The following is an 18,317-nucleotide window of genomic DNA, read 5'->3' on the forward strand; positions in this document are numbered from 1 at the left end:
GCAAACACTCCGGTGGATAATGATTTACAGACTATGACCAGAAGAATTATCGCATTGTTTTAATTAAATTTTTTCGGCCTGCTTCACAGAAAGGCAATGTGTGCCGTCACGACATGATTTCGAGTTCGAAGGGCTGGCTGTTAACGCTTGAGAAGCTTTGTTCGCACTTGCGCATCGTACGATATGGAGACGATCGTGCCTGCCCGAAATCGCCTCGAAAATGAGCAGTCCGCGCAAAGCTTCGCCAGTTGGAAGCGACAGGGAACGGAAGAAATGATCGGTCGAGCCTGAATGGAACGGCGTCCGGGCGTGAAAAATTCGATCTTTGCCCGCCTGATTGCGTTAGTTAAACGAGCGGACGAGGCTTCCCACCAGGAGGTTCCAGCCGTCGATGAGGACAAAAAAGAGGATCTTGAAGGGGAGAGAGATGGAGGTCGGCGGCAGCATCATCATACCCATGGCCATGGTGATGGCAGCGACGATCATGTCGATCACCAGAAATGGCAAGACAATCAGAAAGCCGATCTCGAAGCCGCGCCGGATTTCAGACAACATGAAAGCCGGTATCAGCACGCGATAGTCTACAGCTTCCGGCGTGCCGACGGACTGGCCCTTCTCTCGCGCGATGTCCACGAAGAGCGTCAGATCCTTCTCACGCGTGTTGGCGCTCATGAAAGCTCTGAAGGGCTCCCCGATCCGTTGTACCGCTTCCGCCTCGTTGATTTCGTTGCGCAGCAGGGGCTGTACGCCTTCCGTCCATGCACGATCGAAGGTCGGCGTCATGACGTAGAAGGTCATGAACAGGGCCATGGAGATCAGGACCATGTTGGAAGGCGCGGTTGCCAGACCCATTCCTGTTCGGAGAATGGAAAAAGCAATGATGAACCGCGGAAAGCTGGTGACCATCACCAGAATGCCCGGCGCAATGGAAAGCACCGTCAGCAGTCCGAAGGTACGGATGATCCACGCCGCCGCGGAGCCATCCACCGGCAGATTCAAAAGGTCAGCTGGCGATTGCTGTGCAAATGCCAGTCCCGGTGCCATCAGGAAGACGGCGAGCAGCGCAAGGAGTCGAATCATTCGATCACGAAGGTTCTGAACATCACTTTCGATACTTTGCCTTGCGAACGCAGGTCAACACGTTCCTGAATGTCGTCCTTAAGATATTGAAATCCGCGTGGACCTTCGATCTGCTGGAGCGAGACGGTCCGCATGTAGGCCATAATATCCTGGTGGATCTGCTCAGCGAGCGGCATTTCAGGCGCCCCTTTGAACGCCAGCGCCACTTCAAGTCGAACCCAGTTGTCGGAAGGATAGGCGAGGTTTGTCGTGATAGGCTCAAGCTGCACGACGCCGGTCGCAGGGGTGGAAATGTGAGGGAGGCCCTCCTCCTTCTTGCCACCGCCATGGGCGGCGGCCGCCGCGGCAGCTGCCGCTTCCTGCTTTTTCTCTTCTGCAGCCTTTTCGGCAGCCGGATCCTTCGGCGCGATCATTCCACCGAGAAACCAGCCGCCACCGGCGCCGATCAGAGTGACGATGGCGACGCCAGCGATGGTGGCCACCATGCCGCCACCCTTTTTCTTGGTCTCAGCGCCTTCTGCTGCGTCTTCCATGATCCCGGTATCCCTTCAGGCCGTCATCAGAAAGGTGAGAACAGGTCGACAACCTGCTGGCCGACTGGCGGCTGCTGCACTTCCATCAGGCGACCGCGACCGCCGTAGGAGATGCGGGCTTCGGCGATCTTGTCATAGGAAATGCTGTTCTTGGCGTTAACATCCTGTGGCCGAACAATACCCGCCACATTCAGGATGCGAATTTCGTGATTGACGCGCACTTCCTGCGAGCCGCTGATCAGAAGGTTTCCATTTTCGAGGACGCCGGTCACGACCGCTGCGACCAGAAGGTTCAGCTTTTCCGAGCGCTTGGTTGATCCCTTGCCCTTCGAAGAGGTATCGGAATCCGTGCTCAAGTCACCATCCGTCTTCGGCTTCCAACCCAGAAGACTTGCACCGACTTCCCACTTCAAACCTGTGGAGTTTGTCCGGCTGCGGTCGGTTTCGTTATCGAAATCCGCTTTATCATTGATCTGGATATCGACCGTCAGGATGTCGCCCACATTCAATGCACGCGCATCCTTGAAGAGCGCTGCCTGGCTATCGGTCCACAGCGAATAACCGTTCGCCATGTGGCGTGGCTGCTTGGGATAGGACGACATCTGCGGCGTCTGTGCATACTGAAGACCGCTGCCGATCGGGCTCATCGACGGAGCATTGCCGATCTCCTTGACCGTCTGACTGGCGCAACCTGTCAAAAGCAGGCCTACACAAAATACGGAAATGCGCTTGATCATGTGCGGCGATCCTTGGATGTGTTGGGGTCGGACGCGCTGGACATGATCATGGAAATCTGACCCGCCTTCAGCGGATCCATCTCACTCAGAATCAGGCCGGACTGACGTGCCGGAAGTTTCATGATGATCGCTGCAGCCAGTTCGAGCCTCATCTGCTCAAGCCGGGGCGCTGCCGCGTCTGCTTTCATTGTCTTGAAGATTTCGATCAGGCCGGCATCTGCCTTTGCCATGAACTCGTTGCGAACCTTGAGCCACTGCTCATATTCCGCCTTGCGCTTTTCCAGAACGGCGATGCGTTCGTCCACATCCGCCTGCAGCTTTTCGAGTTCCTGCTTCTGCAGAAGGTAGCGCTGATCGCGCGCTGAATCGGCGATGTTCGTGCAGAACTTCTCGATATCGGCAGCGGTCGAATCTTGCGGCAGCGACGTCGCCTGCTGTGCATTGACCTGTGGCACCAGAAGCAGAAGCGCTCCAACCACCGCCATTCGCAGGAAAGATTTCCTGCGGCCAAGCGCGAACATGACAGGTTCCAGATCAGACTTCATTGTATGACGAGCTCCGCCTGAAGCGCGCCTGCGGACTTGATGCCCTGCAGGATCGCGATGATTCCATCTGGCTTGACGCCGATGCTGTTGAGACCTGCAACCAGCGTCCTGAGATCCGGTCCGTTGAGGATGGCGACATTGCTGCCGCTCTTCATGACGCTGATATCGGTCTGGGGTTGAACGGCGGTCTCACCATTGGAAAAGGGTTGCGGCTGAATAATCTGCGGTGTCTCCGTGACCTGGACGGTCAAGGTTCCATAGCTGACGGCCACACGCGATACCTTCACATCGGCACCGATGACGACCGTGCCGGTTCGCTCATTGACGACGACCTTCGCGGGGGTATCCGTTTCGACGACAAGATTTTCAATCTCCGCCATCAGCCGCGTCAGATCAGCCGTCTTCGGCTTCGCGACCGAGACCTCCTGCGAGTCGCGAGGCTCCGCGATCGCACCTCCATAGCGCTGGGCGGCAAAGCGGTTCACGGTATCAGCAATGCGGACCGCCGTGGAAAAATCCGGGTTGCGCAATTGCAGCACCAGATTGACGGCGTCCTTGAATTTCGATGGGAGTTCGCGCTCGATGATGGCACCGTTTGGAACGCGGCCCGCTGTCGTCACACCTTCGGTGACGGAAGCCGCCTGCCCTTGCGCCGAGAAACCAGACACGATGACCGAGCCCTGCGCGACGGCGTAGATCTGGCCGTCGGCGCCGGTCAACGAGGTCATGATGAGAGTACCGCCACGCAGCGACGTTGCGTCGCCGAGGGAGCTTACCGTGACGTCGAGGCGGCTGCCGGGGCTGGCGAAGGGCGGCAGATTAGCCGTCACCATGACGGCCGCCGTGTTCTTCGCTGCCGACTGGCCACCTTGTGTCGATATGCCGAGATTCTGCAGCATGGCGCGCATGGACTGCTCGGTGAAGGGTGAGGATCGCAGGCTATCGCCCGTTCCCTGGAGACCAACGATCAGACCGTAGCCGATCAACTGGTTGTCACGACCTGCCTGCAGGGATGCGATATCCTTGATGCGCGAAGCATCGGCAAAGGCCGGTTGAATTGGTGTTAGAAGGCACAGGAAGGCAAGGCCTGCCACAAGAAGACGCTTCATCATTTCGCCATCACCTGCACTGTTCCATTCGCCATGACCGTTCCCGAAACGGTGACGCCCGAATCCAGATTGCGAACCTTGATGACGTCGCCGACCGCTGCATTGTCGAGAGGCGTACCTGTTGCACTGATGGTCATGTTGCCGAGGCTGAAGGTGAGGCGCACAGGCGCGCCGCGCTTGACCGCGTAGGGCTCACGCAGGGCACTGAGCTGGATGGTGCGGCCCGGCAGAAGCGTGCGGTTGCTGACCTTGCCCATGACCTGGTCGATACCGGAGGCATAGCCGCCGGCAAGGTTCGGATTGGTGACTTCGACTTCCTGAAGCTGGGCGGCATCGATTTCCTGACCCGGATAGATGATCTGCTTCGGCACGACCGCATAGCCCATATCGGCGTATGCGGACGGCGCCAAAAGACCAGCAAGAAGACCAAGGGCAATGCCCTGCAATCCGACCCGCTTCCGGCTATTCCGGCGAAACATCATGTCTGCCACCCCTTCAAGATTACTTCAGGTTCTTACTGACGATCGACGCCATTTCGTCTGCTGTCGTGATCACCTTCGAGTTCATTTCATAGGCACGCTGTGCCGCGATCAGGTTGGTGATTTCCTTCACGGCATCGACGTTCGAGGATTCGAGGTAACCCTGCTTGAGGTAACCAAAGCCCGGATCGTCGGGAGCTGCGACAATGGCCTCACCGGAAGCAGCCGTCTGCTGGAAGAGATTGTCACCCATTGGCTTCAGGCCTGCTTCGTTGACGAAGTTCGCCATGGTCAACTGGCCGAGCGGCGTGAAGGTCGTGGCATTCCCGATGCGGACGCTGACTTCGCCGGAGCGGTTGATCACCGTTTCCGTCACATCGGCCGGAAAGGTGATGTTGGGGACCACGGCATAGCCGTCGATCGTCACCAGCTGGCCTTGCGCATTGGTATTGAAGGCGCCTGCACGGGTGTACATGGTCGAGCCATCCGGAGCCTGCACCTGGAACCAGCCGCGACCGATGACGGCAACGTCGAGTGAGTTCTCGGTCTGGGTGAGTTCGCCCTGCTGGAAGATGTTGCGCACAGCGGCGGTCTGTACGCCGAGACCAATGTTTGCACCTTCCGGAACAATCGCCTGGTTAGCCCGGTTGGGAACGCCGCCAGCCCGTTCGGTCTGATACAACAGATCAGCAAACTCGGCGCGGGCGCGCTTGTAGCCAGTGGTGTTGATGTTCGCGATGTTGTTCGCGATGACCTCGAGGTTGGTCTGCTGGGCATCCATGCCCGTCGCTGCGACGGAAAGTGCTCTCATCGATCTGATGTCCTTGAACCGCTAGATTTGCATTTTGGTGATGTCGAGATAGGCGCTGACGATCTTGTCGCGGAAGGCGATGGCCGTCTGCAGCGACTGCTGCGCCTGCAGAACGGCATCGACGACTTCACGTGTGTTCGCCTTGCCGGTAATTCCGTCGAAGGAAATGGCTTCCGCGCTCTTCAAGCTGTTGGCGGCATCGACCGCCATATTGCCGAGCACTTCGGAGAAGGAAGCGCCCGTGCTTGCTGCAGAACCGCCGGTGCCAAATGCAGAAGCAGCACTCGAAGAGGAAGTCACCTCGCCGAGATCTCGCGTCATGGAGAGACCGGCGACTTTCTGGATACCGTCAATCATTGCGATGCGCCCTTCAGAAGATCGAGAGTGGAGGAAATCATTTCGCGCGTCTGCTTGATGGTCTGCAGGTTTGCGTCATAGCTGCGGTTGGATTCCCGAAGGTCGGCCATTTCGATCAGCACGTTCACATTGGGCATCTTCACCATGCCCTTGGCATCGGCGGCCGGATTGCCGGGATCGTATTCCTCGTGAAAATCAGAGGAGTCGGTGCCGAGCTTCTTGACGTCGACAACCTGGGCGCCGGACAGCTTGTCCAGTTCCGATCCGAAGGTGATCGTCTTGCGGCGATAGGGATCAGCACCGGGCGTATCACCCGTGGTGCGCGAGTTGGCGATGTTTTCTGAAACAATGCGCAAGCGGGTGGATTGGGCTTCCAAACCCGAACCGGCAATCCTGAGCGATGCGGCTAGCGGATCCATGGATCATTACCTCCTGACTGTCATCAGCATCATGCTGTGGAAGGACTTAACCAGCGTGTTCCCGATATCGTACTGACGCTTGATCCCACCCATCTTGGTGAGTTCCTGCGACAGGGAAACGGTGTTTCCCGATTCCTGGACGCCGATTTCCTGATTGAGATCTTCTTCTTCGATGTTCACATCGATCGAACTATCCAGGGAGTGACCCGACAGGTGCGCCGCATTGGTGCGCGCCATGGCGATGTTGGTCTCGTTCATCACCGCCGAAAAGGGTGTGACATCCTTGGATTTGTAACCGGGCGTGTTTGCGTTGGCGATGTTGCCAGCAACGACCTGCTGGCGAATGGAAAGCCATTCCGCTTGACGCGATGCCAGATCGAACAATTGAATGGGTTGCATAGGCTTCTCTCCATTTTCTAATTGAAGCCTAGGCTGATATCCTTGCGTCAGACTTACGGACTGCCCGAGGCCTGATCGTTTAACACCTCACCGGTGGAGGTTATGATCACCCAGCGTCCGCCGCGCTGCTCGATTGTTGCAAGACGGCTGTTATCTGGAAGGATCGAGCCAACACGCACCATGTACATGCCCTTGCTGTCTTCGATCAGCGCCCGACCATTGGCAACATGCATGAGGCGGAACGTATTCTTGCCGGGCAGAGGCTGCATGAGCCCCGCCCCTTCATTCCCATCGGTCTTGTCAGGCGAGGCAACCGTCGCTGTCGTCAGATTGTCGGTTGGATCCAGCGGGTCCTTCGGCGTGTCGGAGGGCGTGTTATCGACCATGGCAAGCGGCGATACGCTGAAGACGTTCCGGGCCGGCGTGTCTGGCAGGTCGCGCGTGTGATCCATTGTTTCGACACGGATGCCGAACTTGTCCTCGTTGAAGAAAACGTACCAGGGGAAGAGCGCTGATGCGGTTGCCAGAAGGATTCCGGCACCAGCCAGCATTCGATCGCTGGAAGATCCAGATCGCCGACGGGTGCGCGAAGGCTTGATCTCTTCGTCGTTGTCCTGCTGCATGTTCAACCTCTCTGTCTCAGGTTCCCGGGGCCTGCACCGGCCCGTAAGGCGCCTGCCAGATCCGCATAGGCATCCTCTGCCGGCGGATCTCCTGGACCTTGCTTGAGTACGTCGTAGATGATGGGAACCTGCTTGATCGCCATGTCGAGATCGGCGTCACTGCCGGCGCGATACCCCCCGATCAGTCGCAGATCCCGCGTCTCCTCAAATTTATGAATGAGGGATTTCAACCTCGAAACGAGCTTTTCCTGATCACCAGTCCAAGCTTTGCGTGCAAGACGCGAGATGGACGACAAGGGATTGATGGGCGGATAGCGTCCCTCTTCGGCAAGGCTACGCTCCAACACCACGTGTCCATCCAGAATCCCGCGCGCGGAGTCGGCGATCGGATCGTTGTGATTGTCGCCATCCACCAGGATTGAAATGATAGCCGTTATGGTACCCGTTCCTTCCGGACCCGGACCCGAACGCTCCAGCAGGCGCGGCAGCTCGGTAAACACGGAGGCAGGATAGCCACGTGCGATGGGCGGCTCGCCGGACGCAACCGCGACCTCTCGGATCGCATGGGCAAATCGGGTGATGCTATCGGCGATGAACAGCACGTTTTCGCCGCGATCGCGAAAGTGCTCCGCAATGGTGATCCCGACCAACGGCGCCATCTTGCGCAGCATCGGGCTCTCGTCACTGGTGGCAACGACGGCAATGGATTTCGCCATGTTGTCGCCCAGCGTGTCTTCGATGAATTCGCGCACTTCTCGCCCACGCTCGCCAACAAGCGCGATGACGACCTTGTCGAAGGCCACCGCGCGCGCGATCATGGAAAGAAGCGTCGATTTGCCCACACCGGACCCGGCGAAAATGCCGAGACGCTGGCCTAGGCACAGCGGCGAGAAGATGTCGATGGCACGCACGCCGGTTCGAAATCCTTCTTCAATACGCTGTCGCGTCATCGAAGGTGGAGCCGTGTTGGAAATCGACCGCTTCTCCGGTCCATTGACCAGCGGGCCTTTTCCGTCGATGGGGTCACCCAGGGCACTGATGGTGCGGCCACACCAGCTGTCGTCCGGCGCAATGCGGAAAGCGCCCTTGCGGATGACCACATCGCCGATACCGATCGGTTCACCGGGTTCGATGGGGCAGACATAAACAAGATCCGGTTCGACCCGCACAACTTCGCCCAGATGGATGCCGGTCTTGCTGCGGTGCGCGACGAATTCGCCAAGCCTTACCTGCTTCGAAAGTCCTGAGACCGTGTAATGACCGGCTGCAATTGTGCGCACATGACCGCCAGGGGCCACTGCGACCTCGGGTTTGGTAAAGCGTTCAACGAGCGACGCCATCTGGGTCAGCTTGCCGTTCGGCACCGGTTCCACGGACTTGCCGTTCATGATTCAGCCTTCACCGAGAAATTAGCGCGAGCCGCCGAGGGTCTTGATGGCTTCGCTGAAATTGGTTTCCGTGTCGCGCATCAGCGAAGAAATGGCTTCGAAGCTGCGATTGACCTGAATGAGTTCGGTCATCTGGCCGATGCCGTTGACGTTCGATTGCTCGAGATAGCCCTGGACAACGCTGATATCGACGCGATCGACAACCGGCTGCGGCGCCTGCGTGGGAATTACGCCGCCATTCTCAAAGCGCAGATATCCCTTGGATATGTCCGTGCTAAAGACCCCGAGCGTGGCAACAGGCCTGTCGTTCTGCGTCACGCGACCATCTGGACCGATGACCGGCGGACCGGCGGTGCGGTCCAGCTGGATGGGTGCGCCACCGGCATCAAGCACCGGATAGCCCATGTTGGAAACGAGCTCGCCCGTTTCCTTCAGCGTGAAGCGTCCATCTTTCGTCAGAACCTGACCCTGCGGGGTGTCGATCGCAAACCAGGCATCGCCCTTGATCGCAACATCCAGCGGGTTGCCCGTATGATCGAAGCCGCCGCTACGCGTGGACAGATAGTCATTGCCCTGGCTGACAAAGGCGACCTTCGCGTTGAGTTCATTGCGTGTCTTGCTGAGTACTTCGTCGAACTTCACTTCGGTCGCTCGAAAGCCAACCGTGTTCATGTTCGCCATATTATCGGCGATCGTGTTCAAGCGGCGCTCAAGCGCGATCTGCGAAGAAATACCGACATACAAACCGGACTGCATTCGTCTCTGGCTCCGTGATGGTTCAGATGTTTCCGACACGCTGGTGGGGTCGAATGTGCGGGCTCCACAGAGAACCCTGATCATGCCAATCCATAGGCAGAGAGACTTGTGCGAGGCTGTTCCACTGCGAAACCATGCCGCTGCAATTTTTCGATTTACTTAAACAGCTATAAACCCAGCCTCACGCAAGCCAGCGCCAGTAATTCAGGAACCTGATACGAACATGGTGCAGGTGTACGATGACAATCATAATCGGATTTATAGTCACATTGGGCTGCGTTCTCGGCGGCTACATGGCCATGGGCGGCCATCTGGACGTGCTTGTCCAGCCCTTCGAGCTCGTCATCATCGGCGGTGCCGGTGTCGGCAGTTTCATCATGGCCAACCCGATGAAGGTTGTGAAGGATTCGGGCAAGGCGATCGGAGAGGCTTTCAAGTATGCGGTTCCGAAGGAGCGCAACTACCTCGATGTTCTGGGTGTTCTCTATTCTCTCATGCGCGACCTTCGCACCAAGTCACGTAACGAGATCGAAGCGCACATCGACAATCCGGAGGAATCCTCGATCTTCCAGACCGCTCCGACGGTCCTGAAGAACAAGGAACTGACTTCCTTCATCTGTGACTATGTTCGCCTCATCATCATCGGCAATGCCCGAAGCCATGAAATTGAAGCGCTGATGGACGAGGAAATCGAAACCATCCTGCACGACAAGATGAAGCCTTACAATTCGCTGACGACCATGGGTGACGCATTTCCGGCGATCGGTATCGTCGCCGCCGTTCTCGGGGTTATCAAGGCCATGGGCAAGATCAACGAATCGCCGGAGGTTCTCGGCGGCCTGATCGGTGCGGCGCTCGTCGGCACCATGCTTGGCATCTTCCTGTCCTATTGCATGGTCGCGCCGCTCTGCAACCAGATCAAGATCGTGCGTTCCAAGCAGCATCGCCTCTACATCGTCGTGAAGCAGACCCTGATTGCCTACATGAACGGCTCGGTTCCGCAGGTCGCGCTTGAGTATGGTCGCAAGACGATCTCCGGCTATGAGCGTCCGTCGATTGACGCCGTCGAGCAGGAAATGATGAATCCGGGTGGCGGTGGCGAAAGCAAGGCGGCCTGACCCAGATGACCAAGAGCACCGACGACATGGCTTCCGGTATGGATCTCGCGCTTCTTGCAAAGCTCACCGGCGGATTGGGCGACTACAAGACCGTGGAAAAGCTTGCCGCCGATTTCGGCCAGCTCTATTCGGAATTTCTGCCGGATGTCTTTCACAGCGAGACGAATATCCACATCGACGTTTCCTATATCGGCTTCCAGTCGGGCCTGATGCAGGACCTTATCGCACAGCTGGGCGATGTCGTGTGCCTGGCTGACGGATCCTTGCGCAACTGGTGCCCGAACTTCGTTCTCGCCTGTGGCAACAGCTTCGTCATCGCATTGATGGAGCGTATGCTGGGCGCAGATCCGGCCATCATCGTTCAACCGGATCCTCGTCCCCTTTCGGACATTGAAATCGATCTGGCCTCCATGGTGTTCGAGCGCATTGCGAATGTTCTGCGTTCGGGCGTCAATGCAGCCGGTGGTTTCGAAGCGATGCTGGAGCGCCCCTATAACGCCGCCGCCAGACCGGAAGCGGACAAGGATGAGAAGCCTGAATTCGGCGCTACTATCCGCATGGCCGTCGAGATCGGCAATGTTTCGTCAGAAATCGCCCTGGTCATACCGCAGACGGCGCTCCTGAAGACAAAGGTCGTGACACCGAAATCCCGGGCACAGCTTTCGAAACAGAAGCAGGAATGGGCAGATCGCATTGCCGAACAGGTGCGCCGCTCGCAAATCACTCTGCAGGCGCGCATTCGTCTGCAATCGCTGACGCTGAAGACCATTTCGAAGCTGATGGCAGGCGATGTCATCGCCTTCGAGGACAAGGGAGATGTCCGGGTCGATGTCAGCGCCAACGGGAAAGATCTCTATGCGTGCGAATTCGGTCGCTCAGGCGATCGCTACACGGTACGCGTCAAGGACAACATCAGCACCGAAGACGAACTGCTGAGACATCTCATGAAGTGACCCGCCAGGTTCGTAATTTAGCATGGGCAGCCTGACGCAAGTTTCAACAGGAATAATCAATTCATGGCTACGAATAAGACACCTTTCAATCCGGACGATATGTTCGCCCCTTCCAGCGACGAAAAGGAACTGGATCAGGCGATCGACGATCTGCGCGGCGTGCTGAAAGCTGACGAAACCGGCAGCCTCGGTGACGATTTCGGCATGTCTGCATCGGCCTCCGAATCTCCGTTCGGTGCCGATCTTGGATCGGATACTGCCTTTGGTGGCTCCGATTTCGGCGGCGGTTCTGATTTCGGTGGTGCCTCGCTCGGAGGTGACTTCGGTGGAGGTGCGTCCTTCGGTTCGTCGGCGTCATCATCCATGCCGGAGCCAGGGAGCGCGCTCAATTCGAACCTCGACCTGATCATGGATATTCCGATTACGGTCGAAATCGTCCTGGGCACAAGCAAGATGCAAGTTTCGGGGCTTATGGGTCTTGAGGAAGGCGCCATTATCGCGCTGGACAAGAAGATCGGAGAACCGGTCGAAATCACCGTCAATGGCCGCAGGATTGCCAAGGGTGAGATCACGGTGCTCGAAAATGACGACACACGGTTCGGCGTCAAGCTAACGGAAGTGTTGAGTACAAACAAAGTCTGATCCCATGAGGGACAGTGAGGGAAGACCATGATGGACTTTGACGATTTCGGAGGCCCAGTCTCCAAGAAACCGTTATCCCAAGCTGAAAAGGCCGCCGCCGTCCTTCTTGCGATGGGCAAGGGGGTTGCTGGCAAGCTGTTGAAGTTTTTTACCCAGAGCGAGCTGCAAACAATCATTGCAGCTGCGCAGACACTGCGCGAAATCCCGCCGGATGAACTTTTGCAGCTGGTCAATGAATTTGAGGACCTGTTCACCGAAGGTGCGGGTCTCATGGACAACGCACGCGCCATCGAAAGCATCCTCGAAGAGGGCCTGACACCGGAAGAAGTGGACGGGCTGCTGGGTCGCCGTACCGCCTTCCAGGCTTACGAGACGTCGATCTGGGACCGCCTGCAGGATGCCGACCCGGCCTTTGTCGGTCGCTTCATGCTGAAGGAACATCCTCAGACCATCGCCTACATCCTCTCCATGCTGCCCTCGTCCTTCGGTGCGAAGCTCCTGATGCAGCTTCCCGACGCCCAGCGGGCCGACATCATGAACCGTACGGTCAACATGAAGGATGTGAGCCCGAAGGCGGCGCAGATCATCGAGAACCGCGTCATCGAGCTGATCCAGCTGATCGAAGCCGAGCGCAACTCGAACGGTTCCAACAAGGTTGCGGAACTCATGAACGAGTTGGAAAAGCCACAGGTCGACAATTTGCTCACGTCGCTGGAGACAATCAGCAAAGAATCGGTCAACAAGGTACGTCCGAAGATCTTCCTGTTCGACGATCTTCTGGCCATGCCGCAGCGCAGCCGCGTGATGCTGCTGAACGACATTGCCGGCGATATCCTGACGATGGCCCTGCGTGGGGCCTCGGCGGAAATCAAGGAAGCCGTTCTGTCTGCCATCAGCCCGCGCCAGCGTCGCATGATCGAGTCCGATCTCGGCTCCAACGCGGCCATCAATCCGCGCGAAGTGGCTATCGCACGGCGCGCCGTGGCGCAGGAAGCCATTCGTCTGGCCAATGCGGGCCAGATACAGCTCAAGGAGGCCGCGCCAACTGGCGAGGCTCCGGCGGCCGCATAAGCGGAGTGAACTCGAAAGGTTCATTCCGTCGCTTTCCGGAGATCATGACGATCTTCGGTTGAAAGAGCGTCAAGCACCTGGCGCTCTGACACAGGGATGAAGCCTTGTCTGAGGATAAAGAAAGTAAAACAGAAAGCCCGACCGAGAAAAAACTTCGTGACGCGGCTGAAAAAGGTAACGTTCCGTTTTCGAAAGAGGTGACGCTCTTCGCGTCATCTCTTGCGTTTTATTGTTACCTCATCTTCTTCCTGCCGGGCCGGACACTCGACCTCGGGGAAACGCTCAAGGACATCATCGCACAGCCGGATCAGTGGCAGTTGGAAAACGCCTCGGATATCGTGTCGATCGGTGTGCATATCGGCTGGGCAACGGCTTCTTTCCTGCTGCCTGCCATGCTGATGTTCAGCCTGTTCGGTCTGGCTTCCTCTTTTGCACAGAACCTGCCCTCCGCCGTTCTCGAACGCGTACGTCCGCAGATTTCCCGCGTGTCTCCCATGAAAGGGCTGGAGCGTATCTTCAGCGTACCTGGCCTGGTGGAATTCGGGAAATCGCTCTTCAAGATCGTTGTCGTCAGCATCTGCATGTTCTTTGCGATGCGTGGTGACTTCATGCATTCGCTGGATGCCATGTTCGCCGACCCGAAAGTGGTGCCGGACATGCTCTATGTGGCCGCAACGAAAATGATGGTGGTGATTCTGCTGTCGACCGGTGTGCTTGCGGCAGCTGACTTTTTCTGGACGCGGCATCACTGGTACAGCGAACTGAAGATGTCGCAGCAGGAAATCAAGGACGAGCACAAGCAGTCGCAGGGTGACCCGATGGTCAAGGGACGCCAGCGTGCCGTCATGCGCAGCCGCGCCCGCCAGCGCATGATCAACAATGTCCCGCGCGCAACCCTCGTGATTGCAAACCCGACCCACTATGCCGTGGCCCTGCGCTATGTGCGCGAAGAAAGCGATGCGCCGGTGGTTGTTGCCAAGGGCAGTGACCTGATCGCATTGAAAATTCGCGAAATCGCAGAGCAGAATAACATTCCTGTTTTTGAGGATCCGCCGCTCGCTCGCTCCATGTTTGCGCAAGTCTCGGTGGATAGTGTCATTCCACCAGCCTTTTACAAGGCAGTGGCCGAACTGATTCATCGAGTCTACGCCTCGCGATCGCCTCAAAAACGGATACGCTGAACGCCATGAAAAAATGCAACTATTCGCTTGAACGTGAAAAAATCCTGGCTCAGGCGATCAGCCCAGTTGCAACAGAATTAAGAATGCTGGATGCGGCCGACCTGATTTCGCTGCTGCGCCTCGAATGCTATGGCAGCATTGCCGACCTGGTTTCCTCGGCTGCAGAACTGTATTTCCATCCAGGCACTGTAAGTTTCGGTTCCGGTGGCGACTACAAGCTGGAATGGGACGGTCGACCGGAAGTCATCCTGGATCTTGAGATCAAGCCGCAGGGCCTTTCCGTCTATGCAAGACTGATGCTGACGGACAAGACCGCCGGCATAGAGATCGACCATATTTCCTTCCAGAACCCCTCTGACGACCCGGAGGAAAATACGCGCTTCCTTTCGCGCAGCCTGCATGCGGCGCGGTTCATCAGAACGCCAACCGCGCTGGCCGGCTGAACTCAATCTTCGTAGCCATTTAAAGCGTCTCGCGATCTTTCAGATTCGCTCCTGACGCTTAATCTCTTTGTTTATCGCATGTCGTTGTCGCAAAACCGCTGCACACTTTTGCGCGCCATGCTTTAGTGAATGAAGCCAAGGCGTATGGCCTTGGCGATAGCCTGTATCCGGTTCACGGCATCGAGCTTAATGGTGGCGGAACCGAGATAGGCATTGACCGTATGAACGGAGAGACCAAGCCGTTCGGCGATCTCTTCGCTGATCTGCCCATCGCCTGCAAGCTGAAGACAGGCCACTTCTCTTTCGCTCAGTGACTCGGCAGGGATGGACCGCCGCTCGTCCATAGCGAGCAGGTCCATCATGACGTGGCAACTGCGCACGTGCTGGTCAATGACAAGGTCGTTCGAGAGGTCCATTGCAGACCCGGCAAAGGCGACATAACCATTGCCTAAGGCGCCCAGCCGAACCGGGAAGGCGATCCCTTCGAAGGAAAGCTGCTGACCATCCAGCAGGACAGTCATGCCCGAAACCTTGATCGAAAGCCTGGTCTCGGTGTGACCCCTGGACTTCCAGATCATCGGGAGAAGTGACAGCTCGATGTGGTTCAGCAGGCGGTCGCCATAGGCCTGCAGGAAGGCGCCGCAATGCTCGGCGGCAGAAACGCCCCAGTTCTCCATTTCGCAAACCAGCTTGCGCTTGTTGGGCAAGCCGGATCCTGAAACGCGAAACACGGCAAAGTTCCGCGCATTCAGCGCCCGCTGCATGTTGATGAGCTTTGGGAAGATATCCGAGCGGCTCGAAACGCGCTGACCGATTGTCAAGAGAACTCCCGTTTTTGTTCCGCAGACAACTCACATGAGTTATCGATACTGCCTAAACCAGATTATTGCGAACAGCGTAGGCGATCGCCTCCGACCTGGTTTTGGTTGCCGTCTTGCGCATCACGCTCGTGATATAGTTATTGATCGTATTGCGGGAGATGCCGAGAATTACGGCAATCTCGTCGCTGGTCTTGCCCTCGGCGATCCAGAAAAGACATTCAAGTTCCCGGTCGGTCAATTCGAAGTCTCGCTCGGTCCGCAGTTCTCGCGTGTCGCCAAGGCTCAGGACATAGGCCGCCAGCAGCCCCACCTCGCGCAGACGATCCTGCGACAGGATTAGTCCTTCCGAAAACAGGAGCATGACCGAGAAGCGGGTTCGCCCGACGCAAAAAGTCAACGAACAGTATTGCTGACTGACATGTTTCGGCAGGCTCAAATCATCCGGAAGAAGAGCGAATTGCGGTGTCAGCAGGCTCAGGCATTTTTCGATTTCGGTGGAACGCCCATAGCTGCGCGCAAGATCGCTGCCCATGCGGCGCACCAGATCGAACGGCCAATTTGACGCGACGATGAAATCAAGCCCATTTTCCTGAATAAGGTCGTAGCGCGCCAGGAGGTAGTGAGAGGCACCGACATAGTCCGTCAGTTGCGCCATGGCGCTCTGAATCTGACCGGATGACCCGCTGGCTGACAGCTTAGCGAGAAATTGTTCACGGCTAAAGGTTGTGGAGGCCAGCACTTCGGGCTGCACCATGTTACCCGCAAACTGTTCCGGGGCTCGCAACTCCATTCCGCCTTTCTCCTTCCGGCGAGATCATCTCTCCGGTCAACAGTGGTCGATCAGTCGTCGGTCAGGGCGAACTCCTCTTCCGTTCCCGCATCGGCACGTCGAATCATCTACATTGTAGGCGGGGATCGTAGAATTGCCATAACCTTGAGCACGTTTTCGAATTCCCTTTCCCTTATACACACAAGCCGGGCCGTCTGACAAAATTATATTGTGACGCCTGAAGTATGGAACACGGCGCTGAACCAATGTCTTACGCCGAGGCTTGCAGGATCAGCGCCTGTCTGAATTGAGGGCACAAAAGCAAAAAGGGCCGGCATTTCGCCGACCCTCTCGCGTTCTGGTTTATCTGTCTTTGCCTGATCAGGCGGCGCGATCCACAGCCCATTTGCGCAGGATCTTGGCAGCGCGCTCTTCGCTGATTTCCACCATGCGGGCCAAGCGCTTCTCCGGGCCTTCCTTGACGCGCCGGTTGAAGCCGCCGTTCGGATCGTCCTCGGCACCGAAAAGATCGTTCGAGCTGTCGAACCCGAAGTCCGAACCGAAGTCGGCTCCGAAGCCTTCTGCGAGGGCGGGGTTGGCGCCGGCAGGTGAGAAGTCCGGCAGTTCCAGTCCGGCAGCCTCGCCAGCGGTCTCCGTGCTGACGGCCGTACCGGTGACGCTGCGGACGACCGGGCGCAGGCCGAACCAGACGACGAGGAAGGCGACAAGGACGAAAGCCGCGGAGTTGATGATGCCGCCCATGTTGCGCGTCAGCATTTCGCCGAAGCCCGGACCACTTGCAGCAGACTGGTCAAGCAACTGGTTTTCGAGGAAATCCATTGCCGTGACTGTTACGACGTCGCCCCGATCCGCACTAAGCCCCGCAGCCGTCGAAACGATCTGCTTCATCTTTTCCAGGTAAGCATCAATCTTCTGCTGGTCGACCGGTTCGCCAACCATCTGCGCAATGCGGCCACGATTGACGACGACCGCGATGGAAAGCTTCTCGAGGCGATAGCCGTTCCTTGTCGTTGCCGTCGTCTTCGAGTTAATTTCGTAGTTGGTCTGCTCTTCCTTCTTGTCCGACTGGTCGGACGATTCCGGACCACCAGCACCGCCGGCCTGCGGCGCGGCTTGCGGGATATTCTGCTCGACTGTTGCCGCAGAGTCGGATTGCTTCTGCTGAGACTTTTGCGCTTCCTTCGTGATCTTCACCGAACGTTCGACACGCGATTCAGGATCGAACACGGTTTCCTGGATCTGCTGGGTATCGGTGTTCAGCACCACAGTTGCACTGGAACGGAAATTGTCCATGCCGAGGAAGGGTGCGAGTGCCTTGTCGATATTGCTTTCGAGTTCCTGCTGGACCGACTGAACGGCATTCATAGAGCGCGAAAGGCTGCTATTGCCGCTTTCATCGCCGGAGGCCAGCAACTGGCCAGTCGAATCGAGAATTGTCACATCGTCGACCTCAAGCCCGGGAACGGCAGAGGCGACAAGATGGCGGATGGATGAAGCCGCCTTGCGACCAGCTTCCGTCGAGGCGCGGATCATGACGGAGGCCGTCGGCTTTTGACCGGCGCGGCGGAAGTTGCCGACGTCTGGCATGACGATGTGCACGCGTGCGGCTGCAACGCCACTGATCTGCTGGATCGAGCGAGCGATTTCGCCTTCCAGCGCCCTCACTCGCGTGACTTCCTGCATGAAGGAGGTCAGGCCGAGCGAGCCAACCTTGTCGAACAGTTCGTAGCCGGCATTGCTGCTGTTTGGCAGGCCACGCTCGGCAAGCAGAAGACGCGCACGGCTGGTCATACCAACCGGCACCTGTATGCTTGAACCGTCCTGGCCGACTGCAAAGTTGATACCTGCTTCGGCCAGCGCAACGCTGACCTTGTTCAGGTCTGCCTGTTCCAGTCCCACATAGAGTGTTTCGAAGGCCGGTTTGTTTACATAGAGGGCGGCAGCGATGACAATCGCCATGGATACGAGGCCAACCCCTGCCAAAGTCAGCAGTTTGGTTTGGCCTAACGACCCGAAATTCTTCATTATTTGATTAAATTGAGCTAACAGATTCATTCTGTTC

22 protein-coding genes are annotated in these 18,317 nt (G+C 57.4%); 6 read left to right on the forward strand and 16 right to left on the reverse strand.

Annotated elements, in window-relative coordinates; all coding sequences use genetic code 11:
• Nucleotides 1–342: 342 nt before the first annotated feature.
• Genes fliP through flgF form a run of 13 tightly spaced genes read right to left on the reverse strand, consistent with a single transcriptional unit; the run spans nucleotide 343 to nucleotide 9,236 of the window.
• Nucleotides 343–1,080: a flagellar type III secretion system pore protein FliP gene (gene fliP / locus G6N80_RS08315; RefSeq protein WP_062555358.1), complete on the reverse strand. Its 738-nt coding sequence runs from the start codon at nucleotides 1,078–1,080 to the stop codon at nucleotides 343–345.
• Nucleotides 1,077–1,613: a flagellar basal body-associated FliL family protein gene (locus G6N80_RS08320; protein ID WP_062555357.1), complete on the reverse strand. Its 537-nt coding sequence runs from the start codon at nucleotides 1,611–1,613 to the stop codon at nucleotides 1,077–1,079. Before G6N80_RS08320 ends, fliP begins: the two co-directional genes overlap by 4 nt.
• Before the next feature lie 26 nt (nucleotides 1,614–1,639).
• Nucleotides 1,640–2,350, reverse strand: a complete 711-nt coding sequence (flgH, locus tag G6N80_RS08325; RefSeq protein WP_062555356.1) for a flagellar basal body L-ring protein FlgH — start codon at nucleotides 2,348–2,350, stop codon at nucleotides 1,640–1,642.
• Nucleotides 2,347–2,895 carry a MotE family protein gene (locus tag G6N80_RS08330; RefSeq protein ID WP_425503907.1) on the reverse strand — a complete coding sequence of 183 codons (549 nt, stop codon included), beginning with the start codon at nucleotides 2,893–2,895 and terminating at the stop codon, nucleotides 2,347–2,349. The genes flgH and G6N80_RS08330 overlap by 4 nt, the downstream gene beginning before the upstream one ends.
• A complete protein-coding gene (locus G6N80_RS08335; protein WP_376748543.1) occupies nucleotides 2,892–4,007 on the reverse strand; it encodes a flagellar basal body P-ring protein FlgI in 1,116 nt (371 codons plus the stop codon). The genes G6N80_RS08330 and G6N80_RS08335 overlap by 4 nt, the downstream gene beginning before the upstream one ends.
• Nucleotides 4,004–4,486 carry a flagellar basal body P-ring formation chaperone FlgA gene (gene flgA / locus G6N80_RS08340; RefSeq protein WP_062555355.1) on the reverse strand — a complete coding sequence of 161 codons (483 nt, stop codon included), beginning with the start codon at nucleotides 4,484–4,486 and terminating at the stop codon, nucleotides 4,004–4,006. The genes G6N80_RS08335 and flgA overlap by 4 nt, the downstream gene beginning before the upstream one ends.
• A gap of 19 nt (nucleotides 4,487–4,505) precedes the next feature.
• Nucleotides 4,506–5,294 carry a flagellar basal-body rod protein FlgG gene (gene flgG / locus G6N80_RS08345; RefSeq protein ID WP_062555354.1) on the reverse strand — a complete coding sequence of 263 codons (789 nt, stop codon included), beginning with the start codon at nucleotides 5,292–5,294 and terminating at the stop codon, nucleotides 4,506–4,508.
• A gap of 21 nt (nucleotides 5,295–5,315) precedes the next feature.
• Complete coding sequence (fliE, locus tag G6N80_RS08350) at nucleotides 5,316–5,651, reverse strand: flagellar hook-basal body complex protein FliE (RefSeq protein ID WP_062555353.1); 336 nt, start codon at nucleotides 5,649–5,651, stop codon at nucleotides 5,316–5,318.
• A complete protein-coding gene (gene flgC / locus G6N80_RS08355; RefSeq protein ID WP_062555352.1) occupies nucleotides 5,648–6,070 on the reverse strand; it encodes a flagellar basal body rod protein FlgC in 423 nt (140 codons plus the stop codon). Before flgC ends, fliE begins: the two co-directional genes overlap by 4 nt.
• Before the next feature lie 6 nt (nucleotides 6,071–6,076).
• Nucleotides 6,077–6,469 (reverse strand): flagellar basal body rod protein FlgB, encoded by a 393-nt coding sequence (flgB, locus tag G6N80_RS08360; protein WP_062555351.1) that lies wholly within the window; start codon nucleotides 6,467–6,469, stop codon nucleotides 6,077–6,079.
• A gap of 53 nt (nucleotides 6,470–6,522) precedes the next feature.
• Nucleotides 6,523–7,092: a hypothetical protein gene (locus G6N80_RS08365; protein WP_062555350.1), complete on the reverse strand. Its 570-nt coding sequence runs from the start codon at nucleotides 7,090–7,092 to the stop codon at nucleotides 6,523–6,525.
• 2 nt (nucleotides 7,093–7,094) lie between these two features.
• Complete coding sequence (gene fliI / locus G6N80_RS08370; protein ID WP_062555349.1) at nucleotides 7,095–8,480, reverse strand: flagellar protein export ATPase FliI; 1,386 nt, start codon at nucleotides 8,478–8,480, stop codon at nucleotides 7,095–7,097.
• Nucleotides 8,481–8,501: 21 nt separating this feature from the next.
• Entirely contained in the window at nucleotides 8,502–9,236 is a 735-nt protein-coding gene (gene flgF, locus G6N80_RS08375) for a flagellar basal-body rod protein FlgF (RefSeq protein ID WP_062555348.1), read from the reverse strand.
• A gap of 239 nt (nucleotides 9,237–9,475) precedes the next feature.
• On the opposite strand from flgF, the gene motA reads away from it, so the two are divergent.
• The 6 genes from motA (at nucleotide 9,476) to G6N80_RS08405 (ending at nucleotide 14,644) form a co-directional block, all read left to right on the forward strand.
• Nucleotides 9,476–10,354, forward strand: coding sequence for a flagellar motor stator protein MotA (gene motA / locus G6N80_RS08380; protein ID WP_062555347.1), 879 nt, complete (start codon nucleotides 9,476–9,478; stop codon nucleotides 10,352–10,354).
• A 5-nt stretch (nucleotides 10,355–10,359) separates the two neighbouring features.
• Nucleotides 10,360–11,307 carry a FliM/FliN family flagellar motor switch protein gene (locus G6N80_RS08385; protein WP_062555346.1) on the forward strand — a complete coding sequence of 316 codons (948 nt, stop codon included), beginning with the start codon at nucleotides 10,360–10,362 and terminating at the stop codon, nucleotides 11,305–11,307.
• A 63-nt stretch (nucleotides 11,308–11,370) separates the two neighbouring features.
• Nucleotides 11,371–11,949, forward strand: a complete 579-nt coding sequence (fliN, locus tag G6N80_RS08390; RefSeq protein ID WP_062555345.1) for a flagellar motor switch protein FliN — start codon at nucleotides 11,371–11,373, stop codon at nucleotides 11,947–11,949.
• Between the two features lie 27 nt (nucleotides 11,950–11,976).
• Nucleotides 11,977–13,020: a flagellar motor switch protein FliG gene (gene fliG / locus G6N80_RS08395; protein WP_165133002.1), complete on the forward strand. Its 1,044-nt coding sequence runs from the start codon at nucleotides 11,977–11,979 to the stop codon at nucleotides 13,018–13,020.
• A 104-nt stretch (nucleotides 13,021–13,124) separates the two neighbouring features.
• Nucleotides 13,125–14,201, forward strand: coding sequence for a flagellar biosynthesis protein FlhB (gene flhB / locus G6N80_RS08400; RefSeq protein WP_062555343.1), 1,077 nt, complete (start codon nucleotides 13,125–13,127; stop codon nucleotides 14,199–14,201).
• Nucleotides 14,202–14,206: 5 nt separating this feature from the next.
• Nucleotides 14,207–14,644: a hypothetical protein gene (locus G6N80_RS08405; RefSeq protein ID WP_062555342.1), complete on the forward strand. Its 438-nt coding sequence runs from the start codon at nucleotides 14,207–14,209 to the stop codon at nucleotides 14,642–14,644.
• 122 nt (nucleotides 14,645–14,766) lie between these two features.
• Here the strand turns inward: G6N80_RS08405 and visR are convergent, their stop codons facing one another.
• The 3 genes from visR to fliF form a co-directional block, all read right to left on the reverse strand.
• The gene (visR, locus tag G6N80_RS08410; protein ID WP_165136981.1) at nucleotides 14,767–15,408 is read right to left on the reverse strand and encodes a transcriptional regulator VisR; all 642 of its coding nucleotides are present in this window, start codon (nucleotides 15,406–15,408) and stop codon (nucleotides 14,767–14,769) included.
• Between the two features lie 109 nt (nucleotides 15,409–15,517).
• On the reverse strand, nucleotides 15,518–16,219 hold the full coding sequence (visN, locus tag G6N80_RS08415; protein ID WP_244484767.1) for a transcriptional regulator VisN: 702 nt from the start codon (nucleotides 16,217–16,219) through the stop codon (nucleotides 15,518–15,520).
• 396 nt (nucleotides 16,220–16,615) lie between these two features.
• Nucleotides 16,616–18,310 (reverse strand): flagellar basal-body MS-ring/collar protein FliF, encoded by a 1,695-nt coding sequence (fliF, locus tag G6N80_RS08420; protein WP_062555339.1) that lies wholly within the window; start codon nucleotides 18,308–18,310, stop codon nucleotides 16,616–16,618.
• Nucleotides 18,311–18,317: the final 7 nt, after the last annotated feature.

It is taken from the genome of Rhizobium rhizoryzae (assembly GCF_011046895.1).
Taxonomy (GTDB): Bacteria; Pseudomonadota; Alphaproteobacteria; order Rhizobiales; family Rhizobiaceae; genus Neorhizobium; species Neorhizobium rhizoryzae.

Excerpts from the sequence above, each read along its gene's own strand:
- fliP (WP_062555358.1), bottom strand. The coding sequence starts at position 1,080 with ATGATTCGACTCCTTGCGCTGCTCGCCGTCTTCCTGATGGCACCGGGA.
- G6N80_RS08320 (WP_062555357.1), bottom strand. The coding sequence starts at position 1,613 with ATGGAAGACGCAGCAGAAGGCGCTGAGACCAAGAAAAAGGGTGGCGGC.
- flgH (WP_062555356.1), bottom strand. The coding sequence starts at position 2,350 with ATGATCAAGCGCATTTCCGTATTTTGTGTAGGCCTGCTTTTGACAGGT.
- G6N80_RS08330 (WP_425503907.1), bottom strand. The coding sequence starts at position 2,895 with ATGAAGTCTGATCTGGAACCTGTCATGTTCGCGCTTGGCCGCAGGAAA.
- G6N80_RS08335 (WP_376748543.1), bottom strand. The coding sequence starts at position 4,007 with ATGATGAAGCGTCTTCTTGTGGCAGGCCTTGCCTTCCTGTGCCTTCTA.
- flgA (WP_062555355.1), bottom strand. The coding sequence starts at position 4,486 with ATGATGTTTCGCCGGAATAGCCGGAAGCGGGTCGGATTGCAGGGCATT.
- flgG (WP_062555354.1), bottom strand. The coding sequence starts at position 5,294 with ATGAGAGCACTTTCCGTCGCAGCGACGGGCATGGATGCCCAGCAGACC.
- fliE (WP_062555353.1), bottom strand. The coding sequence starts at position 5,651 with ATGATTGACGGTATCCAGAAAGTCGCCGGTCTCTCCATGACGCGAGAT.
- flgC (WP_062555352.1), bottom strand. The coding sequence starts at position 6,070 with ATGGATCCGCTAGCCGCATCGCTCAGGATTGCCGGTTCGGGTTTGGAA.
- flgB (WP_062555351.1), bottom strand. The coding sequence starts at position 6,469 with ATGCAACCCATTCAATTGTTCGATCTGGCATCGCGTCAAGCGGAATGG.
- G6N80_RS08365 (WP_062555350.1), bottom strand. The coding sequence starts at position 7,092 with ATGCAGCAGGACAACGACGAAGAGATCAAGCCTTCGCGCACCCGTCGG.
- fliI (WP_062555349.1), bottom strand. The coding sequence starts at position 8,480 with ATGAACGGCAAGTCCGTGGAACCGGTGCCGAACGGCAAGCTGACCCAG.
- flgF (WP_062555348.1), bottom strand. The coding sequence starts at position 9,236 with ATGCAGTCCGGTTTGTATGTCGGTATTTCTTCGCAGATCGCGCTTGAG.
- motA (WP_062555347.1), top strand. The coding sequence starts at position 9,476 with ATGACAATCATAATCGGATTTATAGTCACATTGGGCTGCGTTCTCGGC.
- G6N80_RS08385 (WP_062555346.1), top strand. The coding sequence starts at position 10,360 with ATGACCAAGAGCACCGACGACATGGCTTCCGGTATGGATCTCGCGCTT.
- fliN (WP_062555345.1), top strand. The coding sequence starts at position 11,371 with ATGGCTACGAATAAGACACCTTTCAATCCGGACGATATGTTCGCCCCT.
- fliG (WP_165133002.1), top strand. The coding sequence starts at position 11,977 with ATGATGGACTTTGACGATTTCGGAGGCCCAGTCTCCAAGAAACCGTTA.
- G6N80_RS08405 (WP_062555342.1), top strand. The coding sequence starts at position 14,207 with ATGAAAAAATGCAACTATTCGCTTGAACGTGAAAAAATCCTGGCTCAG.
- visR (WP_165136981.1), bottom strand. The coding sequence starts at position 15,408 with ATGCAGCGGGCGCTGAATGCGCGGAACTTTGCCGTGTTTCGCGTTTCA.
- visN (WP_244484767.1), bottom strand. The coding sequence starts at position 16,219 with ATGGTGCAGCCCGAAGTGCTGGCCTCCACAACCTTTAGCCGTGAACAA.
- fliF (WP_062555339.1), bottom strand. The coding sequence starts at position 18,310 with ATGAATCTGTTAGCTCAATTTAATCAAATAATGAAGAATTTCGGGTCG.